The sequence below is a fragment of the Nocardia goodfellowii genome (assembly GCF_017875645.1).
GTDB classification, from domain to species: Bacteria; Actinomycetota; Actinomycetes; order Mycobacteriales; family Mycobacteriaceae; genus Nocardia; species Nocardia goodfellowii.
Map to the genome: position 1 here is coordinate 1,704,650 of NZ_JAGGMR010000001.1, position 13,187 is coordinate 1,717,836.

General features: G+C 68.3%; 13 protein-coding genes and 1 riboswitch. Of the genes, 7 read left to right on the forward strand and 6 right to left on the reverse strand.

The features are described from left to right. The first annotated feature begins 77 nt into the window (after positions 1 to 77). Together BJ987_RS07335 and BJ987_RS07340 are read left to right on the forward strand one after the other, a co-directional pair. Entirely contained in the window at positions 78 to 2,678 is a 2,601-nt protein-coding gene (locus BJ987_RS07335; protein WP_209885950.1) for a helix-turn-helix transcriptional regulator, read from the forward strand. 247 nt (positions 2,679 to 2,925) lie between these two features. After that, a complete protein-coding gene (locus tag BJ987_RS07340; protein WP_209885952.1) occupies positions 2,926 to 3,213 on the forward strand; it encodes a hypothetical protein in 288 nt (95 codons plus the stop codon). A gap of 12 nt (positions 3,214 to 3,225) precedes the next feature. On the opposite strand, the gene BJ987_RS07345 is transcribed toward BJ987_RS07340, so the two are convergent. Beyond that, a complete protein-coding gene (locus BJ987_RS07345; RefSeq protein ID WP_209885954.1) occupies positions 3,226 to 3,822 on the reverse strand; it encodes a methylated-DNA--[protein]-cysteine S-methyltransferase in 597 nt (198 codons plus the stop codon). A gap of 20 nt (positions 3,823 to 3,842) precedes the next feature. Beyond that, positions 3,843 to 4,142: a hypothetical protein gene (locus tag BJ987_RS07350; protein WP_209885956.1), complete on the reverse strand. Its 300-nt coding sequence runs from the start codon at positions 4,140 to 4,142 to the stop codon at positions 3,843 to 3,845. Between the two features lie 62 nt (positions 4,143 to 4,204). Between BJ987_RS07350 and yczR the strand changes: the two genes are divergently transcribed. Further along, the gene (gene yczR, locus BJ987_RS07355; RefSeq protein ID WP_209885958.1) at positions 4,205 to 5,707 is read left to right on the forward strand and encodes a MocR-like transcription factor YczR; all 1,503 of its coding nucleotides are present in this window, start codon (positions 4,205 to 4,207) and stop codon (positions 5,705 to 5,707) included. Positions 5,708 to 5,767: 60 nt separating this feature from the next. Here the strand turns inward: yczR and BJ987_RS07360 are convergent, their stop codons facing one another. After that, positions 5,768 to 6,865 (reverse strand): CaiB/BaiF CoA transferase family protein, encoded by a 1,098-nt coding sequence (locus BJ987_RS07360; RefSeq protein ID WP_209885960.1) that lies wholly within the window; start codon positions 6,863 to 6,865, stop codon positions 5,768 to 5,770. 164 nt (positions 6,866 to 7,029) lie between these two features. Between BJ987_RS07360 and BJ987_RS07365 the strand changes: the two genes are divergently transcribed. Then, positions 7,030 to 7,512: a DUF456 domain-containing protein gene (locus tag BJ987_RS07365; RefSeq protein ID WP_209885962.1), complete on the forward strand. Its 483-nt coding sequence runs from the start codon at positions 7,030 to 7,032 to the stop codon at positions 7,510 to 7,512. Here BJ987_RS07365 and BJ987_RS07370 read toward each other — a convergent pair whose 3' ends face one another. From BJ987_RS07370 to BJ987_RS07380, 3 genes are all read right to left on the reverse strand, one after another. Beyond that, positions 7,513 to 8,172: a maleylpyruvate isomerase family mycothiol-dependent enzyme gene (locus BJ987_RS07370; RefSeq protein ID WP_209885964.1), complete on the reverse strand. Its 660-nt coding sequence runs from the start codon at positions 8,170 to 8,172 to the stop codon at positions 7,513 to 7,515. It abuts the gene before it with no gap. A 133-nt stretch (positions 8,173 to 8,305) separates the two neighbouring features. After that, the gene (locus BJ987_RS07375; protein WP_209885966.1) at positions 8,306 to 9,160 is read right to left on the reverse strand and encodes an amidohydrolase family protein; all 855 of its coding nucleotides are present in this window, start codon (positions 9,158 to 9,160) and stop codon (positions 8,306 to 8,308) included. Between the two features lie 54 nt (positions 9,161 to 9,214). After that, entirely contained in the window at positions 9,215 to 10,603 is a 1,389-nt protein-coding gene (locus tag BJ987_RS07380) for an FAD-dependent oxidoreductase (RefSeq protein WP_209885968.1), read from the reverse strand. A gap of 250 nt (positions 10,604 to 10,853) precedes the next feature. On the opposite strand from BJ987_RS07380, the gene BJ987_RS07385 reads away from it, so the two are divergent. The 3 genes from BJ987_RS07385 to BJ987_RS07395 all read left to right on the forward strand — a co-directional run bounded on the left by BJ987_RS07385 (position 10,854) and on the right by BJ987_RS07395 (position 13,187). Next, the gene (locus BJ987_RS07385; protein WP_209885970.1) at positions 10,854 to 11,306 is read left to right on the forward strand and encodes an Rv0361 family membrane protein; all 453 of its coding nucleotides are present in this window, start codon (positions 10,854 to 10,856) and stop codon (positions 11,304 to 11,306) included. A gap of 51 nt (positions 11,307 to 11,357) precedes the next feature. Then, positions 11,358 to 11,473, forward strand: a riboswitch (SAM riboswitch). Positions 11,474 to 11,488: 15 nt separating this feature from the next. Next, entirely contained in the window at positions 11,489 to 11,905 is a 417-nt protein-coding gene (locus BJ987_RS07390; RefSeq protein WP_209885974.1) for a rhodanese-like domain-containing protein, read from the forward strand. A gap of 67 nt (positions 11,906 to 11,972) precedes the next feature. After that, positions 11,973 to 13,187, forward strand: coding sequence for an O-succinylhomoserine sulfhydrylase (locus BJ987_RS07395; RefSeq protein WP_209885977.1), 1,215 nt, complete (start codon positions 11,973 to 11,975; stop codon positions 13,185 to 13,187).

Genomic DNA, 13,187 nt, shown 5'->3' on the forward strand with positions numbered 1-13,187 from the left:
TCTCTCGATCCGGCTGGCGGACACGTGAGTTCGCGGTTGGGTTCGATCATGTTCTTGTAAAGAACTACAGTTAGTACATGGCTCGGAATTGGCCGATGATCGAGCGCGAGACCGAGTTCGAGGCGATCCGGTCCGCGCTCACCGGCACGGGATATGTCGGTGCGGTGCTTACCGGCGACGCCGGGGTGGGCAAAACGACGCTGGCCAGACAGGCGACGGCGGCGGTGGGCGGCAATATCCGCTGGGTCGCGGGGACGGAATCGGCGCGCAGCATTCCGCTGGGGGTCTTCGCCCACATGGTCGGGGTATACACCGCGCACGACCCGGTGACGTTCATGTCCGCGGCGCGCGAAGCCCTGCTCGCGGACGGCCACACCATCATCGGCGTGGACGACGCGCATCTGCTGGACCAGCTTTCGGCGACGCTGCTGCTGCAACTCGCCATCGATAAGGCCGCCCACATCGTCGCGACCGTGCGCAGCGGCGTGCCCGTCCCAGACGCGGTGACCTCGCTCTGGAAAGACGGCCACCTGCTGCGCATCGACTTGAACCCGTTCACCCAGCGGCAGAGCGTCGACCTGGTGGAGTCCATGCTCGGCGGTCAGCTCGAAGGATTCACCGCCAACCTGATGTGGGAATCCTCCGGCGGAAACGCCTTGTTCCTGCGGCATTTGGTGGAGGGCGCGCTCGAAGCGGGCACGCTCAAGCAGGTGAACGGGGTCTGGCAGCTGCGCGGGCGCGCCGCCGTCACCTCGGAACTCGCCGCGCTGCTGGAGGATCGGGTCGAGCAGCTGCCCGAAGAGGTGCTGCGCGTGCTCGAACTGCTCACCTTCTGTGAGCCGATCGACCTGGACGTGCTCGCCGAGATCGCCGGTGCGGAAGCCATCGAGTCGGCCGAAACACGCGGTGTCATCAGGGTGGTGGAGAACGGGCACCAGTTGATCGTGCGCTACAACCATCCGCTGTTCGGTGAGGTCATCCGGCGGCGGCTCGGTATCGCCTCGGCGCGGCGATTACGCGGCAAGCTGTACTCGGCGTTGAAGGAACGCCGTATCAACTCCGCCGCCGATCGGATCCGGCTGGCCGAATTGGCTTTGGACAGCGACAAATCCGCCGATCTGGAACTGTTCGAGGCGGCCGCGGCCGACGCCATCGCGCTGGCCAATCTGCCCCTCGGCGAGCGCTTCGCCCGGGCCGCGGTGGAACGACGCGGCGGCGTGGAAGCGGCCGATCTGCTGGCCCGCGCGCTGCTGTGGCAGGGTCATCCGATCGAGGCGGAACGTACCCTCGCCAGCTTCGATCCGGACGAGTTGAACGAGGTGCAGCTGGTTCGCTGGGGCAGCACCCGGGTCTCGAACCTGTTGTGGGCCATGGGTGATGCCGATCGCGCCGACGAGGTGCTGGCGCTGGTGCGCGGCAAGGTGACCCATCCCGGTTGTCGAGCCACGCTGACGGGACTGTCCTCCGCTTGCGCGGTCAACGAGAACCGGATCGCCGACGCCATCACCGACGCCGACACGGTCATGCAGGCGAAAAACGCACCGCCGTGGGCGGTTTGGTGGGCGGCGTTCGGCGGCGGGCTCGCGCTGGCGCTGATGGGCAAAGGCGAAGCGGCCCGGCAATACGTGGCGCGCGGGCACGAGGTGGAAAGCGAGATCGACGGCCTCAACCGGTTCATGTCGACGCACGCCGAAGTGCTCGCGCTGACTTTCACCGGTGAGCTGGACGCCGCCAGGCGCTGTGCCACAGCGTATTTCGGCTACTCCGCGCCCGGCCAGTATCTCGCCTGGGGTATGTCGAAGATTCTGCAGGGCACCGCCGACGTCGCGGCGGGGCGGTTCGGCGACGGCGTCGAGCACCTCGAGCAGGCACTGGCCGCGCTGGCCGCCGAGGGTGCGGCGGCCTGGATGACGCCCGCGAGAATCCGTCTGGCCGAGGCTTATTCGGCGCTCGGCCGTACCGCCGAAGCCGCCGAGACCATCGCCGAGGCGACTCGGCGCGGCGGTCGGCACAGCGCCATCTACGACCCGCAACTGGAGATCGCGCGGGCCTGCCTGGCCGCCGCCGAAGGTGCGGTCACCCCGGCCATCCGCTCGGCCATGAGCGCCGCCGACGCCGCCGCGCGTTCCCAGCAGCACGCCATCGAGGCGATGGCGTTGCATGCCGCCGCCCGCTTCGGCGAGCAATCGGTGGCCGGTCGGCTCGCCGATCTGGCGGCCCGGGTGGATGGGCGGCTCGTCCAGGTCCAGGCCCGGCACGCGGTCGCTCTCGCAGCCCACGACGGGCCCGGCTTGGACGCCGCCGCCGCCGAATTCGAGCAGATCGGAGCCATGCTCTCGGCCGCCGACGCCGCCGCTCAGGCCGCGCTGGCGCACGACCGCGCGGGCGACCGCCGCCGCCTGCACGAATCGGCCGCCACCGCCAACCGGCTCGCCGCCGCCTGCGGGGGCGCCAGCACCCCCTCCCTGCGCCAAGCCGCGCAACCGCTCCCGCTCACCGTGCGGGAACGGGAGATCGCGAATCTGGTCGCCGCGGGCCTGTCCAACCGGCAGATCGCGGACCGCCTCACCGTCTCGGTGCGCACCGTGGAAGGTCACCTGTACCGCGCCTGCAGCAAGATGGACGTCACCGACCGCGAATCGCTGGGTGCGTTGATCCGGGGCGAATCCCCGAACTGAATAGTGGTCCCGCCGGTCGCGAATGCCCTGGACACATCGGTTGACGTGCACACCGCGCCCGAGCTGAGGGCGGGTCCGCGACCTCCCGCGCGGTGAGTTACCGTCGGTGCACTCTGGGACGTACGTGATCGGCCGGGCGAGCCGTTCGTCCCGCACGGGCACAGCGTCCGGATCCGAGAATGCGTGGGCTGCCTGAATCACGGTGGTCGTGAATAACCGTCGAAACTGTGGATGTGGAAGGTTGGGGATGGATTCGAGGTGGCCGGTTCGGATCGGTGCGGCGCTGCTGGCGCTCGGAGTGCTGGCCGGGTGCGGGTCGGACCAGGGGTCGGAGAAGACCAGTACCGGGAAGCTGACCCCCGCAGTGTCCACCACCACCCTGAGCCCCGAGCAAGAGCGCAATGTGCGCATCCACAAGCGGCTGCTGGAGCTCGGCTGCGACACCAACAGCTGTATCCAGACCTACTTCGCGTGTATGGACGGGCAGCTCACCGGTGAGGCGTGCGAGTTCTACCGCCGGAATCCGCTGAACTGAGCCCGCCGGAATTCAGAACAGCGTCGGCTCGCCGAAGCCCGGCGTGCGTTCGATCTCCAGCAACCGCTGCTTGGTGACGATCCCGCCCGGCGCGGAGAAGCCGTGCAGCGCGTGGTCGGCGGCGAGCACCCGATGGCAGGGGATGATCAGCGGAATGGGGTTGCGGCCCAGCGCCTGCCCGACGGCCTGGGCGGCGCCCGGCGCGCCGATACGGTCGGCGACCTGGCCGTAGGTCAGCGTGCGGCCGGGCGCGATAGCGCGGGTGACGGCATAGACGGCGCGGTGGAACTCGGGGATCCCGCCGGTATCCAGCGGGATCCAATGCAGATCGTCGAGTTCGCCCGCCAGATGCGCGCGGATGCCCGCCACTGCCTCGGCGATCGCACCGGCCGGTTCGGCTTCGGCCAGCGCGTCGGCGTCGGCGGAGTGGCGACGGGTGATCCGCGCCCGGGTGGCGGCCGGGCTCGATTCGGGCAATTGGAATCGGATCACGGCATCGCCGCTCCAAGCGATCGCGCAGACGCCGATCGCGGTCTCGAACAGCGCTGCCCCGGACGGCAGACGAGTGGACGCACGCACAGCGCCAAGTGTGCACCTCGGGTCTGACATCACACTGCCGAGCAGTCCAGTCACTGAAAACTGGCCTTGACCGAACCGCAGCTCGGATTCGGATTGGTCATGCGCAGCACCCGTGGCGTTTCCGGCACCGCAGGGGCGTCGACGTCCGGCGCATCGTTGCGGCCGTAGATCGCCGCCAGATCCGAATACTGGCGCTGGGCTTCATAATCCGGCGTCAGGGTGGACTCGTAAAGCGGTCCGGGACCGACGAAGCGTTCCAGTCGAAACAACTCCTGCCGCCGCGGCGGCGCGAAATGGTAGATCGCGTAGGCGGCGGCGGCAACAACGAGGAAGGTCAGTAGCGCGGTCATATCGCTAGCCTGCGCGCAACTGGCCTTGCCAAGAAAGAGCCAATCTGGGAATACTGGCCTTTATGGCTACGAGAGTGATCGGCGCGGGAAGTTTGGCCAGGGATCTGGGCAACTGGCGCAGTGTGGGCGAAGACGACGAGGCGGGCACCCGCCGTTCGGCCCGCCCGGCGTACCTGGCGCTGGCCGAGGGAATCCGCCTGCTCATCCACGACGGCCGCGCCCCGCTCGGCGTCGCGCTGCCCAGCGAGCGCGATCTGGCCGGCACGCTCGGCGTCAGCCGCACCACCATCACCTCCACCTACGCGCTGCTGCGCGAGCACGGCTACCTGATCAGCCGGCAGGGTTCACGCAGCACGGTGGCCCTACCGCCCGCGGTGCCGCACGACGGCAACCGGCCGGCGCGCAGCATCCTGGCCATGATGGCGCAGCCGGAACTCGCCACCGTCGACATGACCTATGCCGCGATGGCCGCCCCGCTGGAGATGCAAGAAGCGTATGCCACTGCGCTGCAAGGGATTCCGGCCTATCTCGGCACCCACGGCATGGATCCGGTCGGTGTGCTGGCGCTGCGCGAGGCGGTGGCCCGCCGCTACACCGAGCGCGGGCTGCCCACCGATCCGGACCAGATCCTGATCACCCTCGGCGCCCAGCACGGCATGCGGCTGCTGCTCAATGTGCTGACGGCTCCGGCCGCCCGGGTCCTCATCGATCACCCCACCTACCCGAACGCGATCGAGGCGATCCGGGATGTCGGCGCCCGCCCGATCCCGGTGCCGCTGCTGCCGGAGGGTGCGCAGCGCGGCTGGGATCTGGACGGAATCCGCAGTGCGGCAAGGCAAACCGCCGCCACCCTGGCCTACCTGGTGCCCGACTTCAACAATCCGACCGGGCTGCTGCTCGACGCGGACGGCCGGGCGGAACTGGCCGCCATCGCCCGCGAGACCCGGATGACGATCGTGGTCGACGAGTCCATGGTCGACCTGAATCTCACCGACGCGCCCATGCCGCCGCCGGTGGCCGCCTTCGCCAAGGGTTCGGAGATCGTCACCATCGGTTCGGCGTCCAAGTCGTTCTGGGGCGGTCTGCGGGTCGGCTGGGTCCGCACCAATCAGGCGTTGATCACCAAACTGCTCGGCATCCGCTCCACCGTCGACCTGGGTACGCCGGTGATGGATCAGCTGGCCACCATCCACCTGCTCGATAACGCCGGCGTCATCCTGGACCGCCGCCGCGACCAATTGCATTCCCAGCGTGCGGCGCTCATGGCCGCCCTCGCCGACGAACTGCCCGAGTGGCGGTTCAATCCGGGCGCCGGCGGTATGTCGCTGTGGGCGCAACTCCCGGCTCCGGTCTCCACCGCGCTCGCCGCCACCGCGCCGAACCACGGCGTATTACTCGCCGCGGGACCACGTTTCGGCGTGCAAGGCGCGTTCGAGCGCTTCATCCGACTGCCGTTCACGCATCCGGAGGCGGATCTGCGACTCGCGGTCAAGAGCATTGCCGCCACCTACGAGGCGCTGACGCCACGCGCCGCGGAACCGTTGCAGTCCCTGACGCTCTACTGACAGACGAATGCCGTGCCCGCCGAAGATGCTGCGGGGCACGGCAATCCGTTGTCGGGGAACCTAGTCGGCCCAGACCGATTCGATCCGGGTCGCCTCGTTCGGCGGCGGGGTGGGAACGGTCGGCGGCGTACGCGAGAAACGCGGGGCCGGCGCGTGCTGGACGACACCGTCGATGTCGACGAGTCCGGTCCGCGCCACGATGTGGGCGTTCTCGGTGGCCTCGGTCAAGGTCAGCACCGGTGTGGTGCAGGCGTCGGTGCCGTCGAAGATGGCGGTCCACTCGTCGCGGGTCTTGGTCTTGAACTTCTCGGTGAACAGCTTCTTCAGCTCGTCCTGACCGTTCGGGTCGATCTGCATCGGCAGACCCTCGGGGTCGATCTCCAAACCCTTCAGCAGTTCCGCGTAGAACTGCGGCTCGATCGCGCCGACCGCCATGTACTTGCCGTCGGAGGTCTCGTAGGTGTCGTAGAACGCCATACCGGTGTCGAGCAGGTTGGTGCCGCGTTCGTCGGACCACAGGCCCACCCCGCGCATGCCCCAGATCATGTGCGAGAGGGCGAGCGCACCGTCGATCATGGCGGCGTCGATGACCTGGCCCTTGCCGGAGTTCTGGCGCTCCACCAGCGCGGCGAGCACGCCGAACACCAGGAACATGGAGCCGCCGCCGAAGTCGCCGACCATGTTCAGCGGTGGCACCGGGCGCTCACCCTTGCGGCCGATCGCGTTGAGCACGCCGGTGAGGGAGATGTAGTTGATGTCGTGGCCGGCCCGATCGGCCAGCGGGCCGTCCTGACCCCAGCCGGTCATCCGGCCGTACACCAGCCGCGGATTGCGGGCCAGCGCCACGTCCGGGCCCAGGCCCATGCGTTCGGTGACGCCCGGCCGGAAGCCCTCGATCAGCACGTCGGCTTTCTCGACCAGGCCGAGCACCTTCTCGATGTCGGCGGGATCCTTGAGGTTGGCTTCGACGATGGTGCGGCCACGCCACTGCGGACGCTCCATGAAGCCCGGCAGCAAGTTCGGCCGTTGGACGCGCACCACGTCGGCCCCGAGGTCGGCGAGCAACAGCGCCGCGTGCGGGCCCGGCCCGATACCGGCCAGCTCGACAACCTTGATGCCCGCGAGCGGACCCTGCTTGGCGGTGTTCGGAGTACTCACGCCCTACCTCGGTTCTTCGTTGATCCTGCGTTCCCCGGTCGACCGGAGCTGTATTGACAGTATGACAATAACGCTCCAATGCGCTGCCGGAGCCTCAGCTGTGCAGGCGACCAGCAAGTAGGCGAGAATTCGAGCAACCGAACAAGACCGGAGAGGCATGTCTCGTGAGTGTGTGGGGTGAGGTCGTTGTCGGCCTGGCAATTCTGATCGGCTTGCTCGGGGTCATCGTCCCGATCCTGCCCGGCGTGATCCTGATCTTCGGCGCGATAGCCGTCTGGGCGTTCCTCACCGGCGGCACCACCGCCTGGATCGTCTTCGCCGTCGCGGCGGTGTTCCTGGTGCTCTCCGGCGTCATCAAATACACCTGGCCGGGCCGGCGGATGAAGGAGGCGGGCGTCGCCAATCGCGCCCTGTTCCTCGGCGCGATCCTGGGCATCGTGGGGTTCTTCGTCATCCCGATCGTCGGGTTGTTCGTCGGATTCGTACTGGGCGTCTATCTTTCGGAGTACCAGCGCCTCGGCCGCGGCGAACCCGCTTGGGTGGCAACCAAACACGCCCTCAAAGGCGTCGGCTTGTCCATGCTGATCGAGCTTTTCGGCGCACTGCTGGCCACCGGCGTCTGGGTCGTCGGAGCCTTCGTCGCCTGATCAGCCGTGCCCGCCCGACGCCGACAGACGGCTATGCAGCGTCGCCGCACCAGGACCCGACAGATCCGCGCAGTAAGCCGATCTTCCGGCCATCGCCATGGTCAGCGCGATCGTGGTGCCGCGGACGAGGGGGCCGCTCCCGGTGGCGAACGATCCGTCGGTCGCTGCCAAGCGCAGGCCCTCGATGGTGCTACGGCTCGGCACGGTGAAGTCACGTGCGGCGAAGAAGCGGGCGACCTCGGTGGCGGCTTCGGTCGACGGCGTACGCAGCAGCCCTAACGGTCGCCTGATGTCTTGCGCGTGGACGACCACCTCGCCCAGCCAGGCCGCCGTGTGCCCGGACGCGGCGGTAGTGCTGGTGATGATCGCCCGGAACCGCTCGAGGGTTTCGGCCGGGGTCGCGCCCCGGTGCTCGGCGAGCCGCCGTTCGTTGTGCTTGTCGAAATCGAAACGCGCGCCCAGGACGCTGAGCAGCCAGCGCCGACGGCCGAGACTCGCTGCCGCGGTGAGGTGCGCGACGACCTCCTCGACCACCCAGAGCCCGCACAGGGACCGCCGATTCCACTGCTCATCGTCCAGTTCGGCGAGATCCTCGGCCAGGCGCGCGCGTTCGGCATGCGCCATGTCCCAGAGGGCCTCGCGGGCAACGGCATTCGGCATCGGTACCTCCAAATCGGTGCGACCGGCCGCGGGTACGGCCACGCGCGGGAAGCTCAGGTCGTCAGTGATCCAGACGACGAAGCAGGCCCGAATTCATCGGTCTCGGCATCCCTGCGCATGGCCGTGTCGCCGACTAGCGCTCGATGATGGGCAGCGGCAGCGTCGCGTTGGGGTCGATGCGGGGCAACTCCTCGCGGCGCAGCGGCAGCGTCGGCGGCTCGGCATGGGGCAGCGGCGGGATCGAGCGGGTCCGCGGCGGCACTCGGTAGAACTGCCGCGCATTGTCTTCCAGGACGGCGAACATATCGGTGCCGACCACATCGCAGATCAGATCGACATCGGAATCCTGGAACGGACGTCCGGCGCGGTTGCCCGGCAGGTCGGTGCCGAACATCAGGGCCTGCGGATTCACCGCGTGGATACGGCGGAGCGCGTTGGCGACATTCATCGACACCCGGCCGAAACCCGTCGCCTTGACCCGGGCGCCGCGATCCACCAGGTCCAGCAGATACGGCAGGCTCTCCTCGGACATGCCGAGATGGTCGATGGACAACGCGGGCAGCTTCGAGATCACCGGCTGCAACGAGGCCAGCATCGACCCGTCGATGTAGACCTCCACATGCCAGCCGACCAAGTCGTGCGCCCGCAGCGCCTGCAATGTCATGCCTGTGATGTCGGCGGCGGCGCGCTTCAGGTTGAACCGCAACGCGCGCACGCCGATCCGATCCAGCTCGACGATCTCGTCGTCACTCGTTTCCAGATCCAGCGCCGTCACGCCGACCCAGCCCGCGCCCAGCTCGGCCAGCGCCGTCTTCATGAAGGTCTGGTCGGTGCCCTGGAACGAGGCGATGACCACGGCGCCACCGCCGACGTCGAAGCGCGCCATACGCTTTCGATAATCGGCGATGGTATAGGGGTCGGGCAGGTAGCCCTCGTTCTCGATCAGCGGGAACCGCGGATCGATGATGTGGACATGGGCATCGAACACCTGTACAGAATGCCTCAGTCTGGGAGATTTCGCTGCCGTGGAACGGCGCTCCGGCTAGACCTTGTGCGGTTCGCTGGCGCGCAGCATGTCTTCGCGCTCGACGACCTTGACCCGCTCGCGGCCCTCCGGCTCGCCCAGGGCGCGCTCGTGCGCGTCCAGGCGGTACCAGCCCTGCCACGTGGTGAACGGGATGCCCTTGCCCTCCAGGAAGGTGGTGACGGCGTCCAGCTCCGGCTCGGGGGCCGGGGTGAAGTTCGCGCTGTCGTCCAGCAGGCAGGCCACGGTCTCGTTGGCGTCGCCCTTGGTGTGGCCGATCAGGCCGACCGGGCCGCGCTTGATCCAGCCGGTGACGTAGGTGGCCGGCAAGTAGCGCGCGGCGCCGTCGGCGTTCTCGTCGGCCAGCACGCGACCGGCCTCGTTCGGCACGGTGCCCGCCTGCTCGTCGAAGGGCAGGTTGGTGATGTTCTGCGACAGGTAACCGACCGCGCGGTAGATCGCCTGGACGTCCCAGTCGCGGAACTCGCCGGTGCCCTTGACGTTGCCGGTGCCGTCGAGCTGGGTGCGCTCGGTGCGCAGGCCGACGACCTTGCCGTCCGCGCCGAGCACCTCGGCGGGCGACTCGAAGAAGTGCAGGAACAGCTTGTGCGGGCGGTTGCCCTGATCGCGGATCGCCCACTGCTCCAAGGTGTTGGCGACCATGTCGACCTGCTTGGAGTGCCGGCGCGCGGCCTCGGAGCCGGCGTCGTAATCGATGTCCTCGGGGTCGACGATGACCTCGATGGTCGGCGAATGGTCGAGTTCGCGCAGCTCCAGCGGGGTGAATTTGGCCTGCGCCGGGCCGCGGCGACCGAAGACGTGCACCTCGACGGCCTTGTTGGCCTTGAGGCCCTGGTAGACGTTCGGCGGGATCTCGGTCGGCAGCAGTTCGTCACCGGTCTTGGCGAGCACACGCGCCACGTCGAGCGCGACATTGCCGACACCGAGCACGGCGACCTTCTCCGCGTCCAGCGGCCATTCGCGCGGCACGTCCGGGTGGCCGTCGTACCAGGACACGAAGTCCGCGGCGCCGAAGGAGCCGTCCAGATCGATACCCGGGATGTCCAGCGCACGGTCGGCGTTCGCGCCGGTGGAGAAGATGACCGCGTCGTAGAAGCGCCGCAGATCGTCCAGGGTGATGTCGGTGCCGTAGTCGATATTGCCGAGCAGGCGCACCTGCTCCTTGTCGAGCACCTTGTGCAGGGCGGTGATGATGCCCTTGATCCGCGGATGGTCCGGCGCGACGCCGTAGCGGATCAGGCCGAACGGCGCGGGCATGCGCTCATACAGGTCGATGCTGACCTCGGCATCGGACTTCATCAACGCGTCGGCGGCGTAGATACCGGCCGGTCCTGCGCCCACGATCGCGATGCGGAGCGGGCGAGTGGCTGCACTCTGTTCGGTCATCTCTTACGCGCACCTTCGGTAGAAAAATAATGGCGTCCTTCTTAGCCTAGGCTAAGTCGACGCACCGCTGCGGTTGCCCCTGACGATGCGGCTGGTGCTGCTGGCTCGTAACTGCAAAGCCCCCAGGTCGCTCCCGTGCCGCACTGCCATATGGGTGATGACGGCGAGACCCCGGTCTCGCGATTCTATCGGGGACGCCTTCGGCCGCCTGCACGGGTGCCGCCGACCAGGGATAAGGGATCATCGACGCATGACCGAGCAGCAATCGACACCCGACGACGAACCCATCCAGGTCGACCAGACCGACAAGCGGTCCATGACGCCGTTCATCGCCGCCGCGATCCTGGCCGCGATCGTGCTGGTCGCCGTGTTCGCGGGCGGGCTGCTGTCCCCGGCTGAGAAAAATGTCACAGAATCCGACCGGATCGCCGCGGCTGTCGGCAATTACGTCGGCGGACGTGCCCAGCGTGACGAGGTGCCCGCGCCCGGCACCGCCTGCGCCGGATTCGACGAGGCCGAGTCGCCGCTGGCCGCGCAGTTCGGGCCGGGCGGCCGAAAGTCCGTGGAGATCGCCAAGATCGAAGGTCAGACCGTCAACGGTGACCGGGCCAAGGCCACCGTCACCACCAAGGCGGACGGCAAAGAGACCACCGCGACTTGGAATCTGGTCCGTTCCGACGGCAAATGGCTGGTCTGCGACTGAGCCGGATTCGGTGTTTGACAGCCCGGCCCCCGTCCAGGCAATCTCAGTTCAGGTCATGAGCACCAGCGTCAAGCCCCGGCTCGCTGGTCGGCAACCCTCCTCCGCGGTGGGGTGCTCCGGGTGACGACCTGGCACGCATCCGAACCCCGATGCGGCAAGTGCGGATTCACAGGAGGATCGACATGACTTACGCCGGCGACATCACCCCCCAGCAGGCGTGGGACCTGCTGCGCGAGCACCCCGAAGCCGTCCTGATCGACGTGCGCACCGAAGCCGAATGGCGCTTCGTCGGCGTACCCGACACCACCCCGATCGAGCGCCCCACCGTGCTCATCGAATGGGTCGACAGCACCGGCGCACGCAACCAGGCCTTCACCGATCAGCTGCGCGAAGCCCTCGACGGCCGCGCGCCGGAAGCCCCCGTGGTGTTCCTCTGCCGGTCCGGCCAGCGCTCCGCGCACGCCGCGACGGTCGCGACCCAACTCGGCATCACCCCGGCCTACAACGTGGACGAAGGCTTCGAAGGCCCGCTCGACGCGAACGGTCACCGCGGCGGCGCCGGCTGGCGTGCCCAGGGACTGCCGTGGCGGCAGTCGTGAGCACCTGGGCGCCGGCGGCAGTCGGAGCCGCCAGGTCGGGTACACACAGTTCGGTGGAGGAACAGTCATGATCACTGGTGGCGCATTCGACAAGCCGCTGCCCGAGGGCGTCGGGCCGGCGACGCTCGGCGTGCGCGGCGGCCTGCGGCGCAGCGGTTTCGAGGAGACCTCCGAGGCGCTGTACCTCAGCTCCGGCTTCGTCTACGAGAGCGCCGAAGCGGCCGAGGCGTCGTTTACCGGCGATATCGAGCATTTCGTCTACTCCCGCTACGGCAATCCGACGGTGGCCATGTTCGAGGAGCGGATGCGGCTGCTCGACGGCGCCGAAGCGTGTTTCGCGACCGCGAGCGGCATGTCGGCCGTCTTCACCGCGCTCGGTGCGCTGCTGGGCGCGGGTGATCGGCTGGTGGCCGCGCGCAGCCTGTTCGGTTCCTGTTTCGTGGTGTGCAACGAGATCCTGCCGCGCTGGGGCGTGGAAACCGTCTTCGTCGACGGCGACGACCTGGACCAGTGGGAACAGGCGCTGTCGGTGCCGACCCAGGCGGTGTTCTTCGAGACCCCCGCCAATCCCATGCAGACGCTGGTCGATGTGCGCCGCGTCACCGAGCTCGCGCACGCCGCGGGCGCGAAAGTGGTGCTGGACAACGTTTTCGCCACCCCGCTGCTGCAGCGCGGCTTCGACCTCGGCGCCGACGTGCTGGTCTACTCCGGCACCAAGCACATCGACGGACAGGGCCGGGTGCTCGGCGGCGCCATTCTCGGTGATCACGACTACATCGACGGCCCCGTGAAAAACCTGATGCGCCATACCGGCCCGGCGCTCAGCCCGTTCAACGCCTGGACCCTGTTGAAGGGCCTGGAGACGATGCCGCTGCGAGTGCACCACTCCGCTGCCTCCGCTCTGCGCATCGCGCGGTTCCTGGACGAGCACAAGTCGGTGAACTGGGTCCGCTACCCCTACCTGGAATCGCACCCGCAGCACGCGCTGGCCACCAGCCAGATGAGCGCCGGCGGCACCGTGGTCACCTTCGAACTCGACGCCCCCGCCGGCGCAGCGAAGAAGCGCGCCTTCGAGGTACTGAACCGCCTCCGCATCGTCGACATCTCCAACAACCTCGGCGACGCCAAAACCCTGATCACCCACCCCGCCACCACCACCCACCGCGCGATGGGCCCCGAAGGCCGCGCCACCATCGGCCTCACCGACGGCGTGGTGCGAATCTCGATCGGCCTGGAAGACGTGGAAGACCTCCTCGACGACCTGGACCACGCCCTCGGCTGA

Excerpts from the sequence above, each read along its gene's own strand:
- BJ987_RS07335 (WP_209885950.1), top strand. The coding sequence starts at position 78 with ATGGCTCGGAATTGGCCGATGATCGAGCGCGAGACCGAGTTCGAGGCG.
- BJ987_RS07350 (WP_209885956.1), bottom strand. The coding sequence starts at position 4,142 with ATGACCGCGCTACTGACCTTCCTCGTTGTTGCCGCCGCCGCCTACGCG.
- BJ987_RS07340 (WP_209885952.1), top strand. The coding sequence starts at position 2,926 with ATGGATTCGAGGTGGCCGGTTCGGATCGGTGCGGCGCTGCTGGCGCTC.
- BJ987_RS07370 (WP_209885964.1), bottom strand. The coding sequence starts at position 8,172 with ATGCCGAATGCCGTTGCCCGCGAGGCCCTCTGGGACATGGCGCATGCC.
- BJ987_RS07385 (WP_209885970.1), top strand. The coding sequence starts at position 10,854 with ATGACCGAGCAGCAATCGACACCCGACGACGAACCCATCCAGGTCGAC.
- BJ987_RS07345 (WP_209885954.1), bottom strand. The coding sequence starts at position 3,822 with ATGTCAGACCCGAGGTGCACACTTGGCGCTGTGCGTGCGTCCACTCGT.
- BJ987_RS07380 (WP_209885968.1), bottom strand. The coding sequence starts at position 10,603 with ATGACCGAACAGAGTGCAGCCACTCGCCCGCTCCGCATCGCGATCGTG.
- BJ987_RS07390 (WP_209885974.1), top strand. The coding sequence starts at position 11,489 with ATGACTTACGCCGGCGACATCACCCCCCAGCAGGCGTGGGACCTGCTG.
- yczR (WP_209885958.1), top strand. The coding sequence starts at position 4,205 with ATGGCTACGAGAGTGATCGGCGCGGGAAGTTTGGCCAGGGATCTGGGC.
- BJ987_RS07395 (WP_209885977.1), top strand. The coding sequence starts at position 11,973 with ATGATCACTGGTGGCGCATTCGACAAGCCGCTGCCCGAGGGCGTCGGG.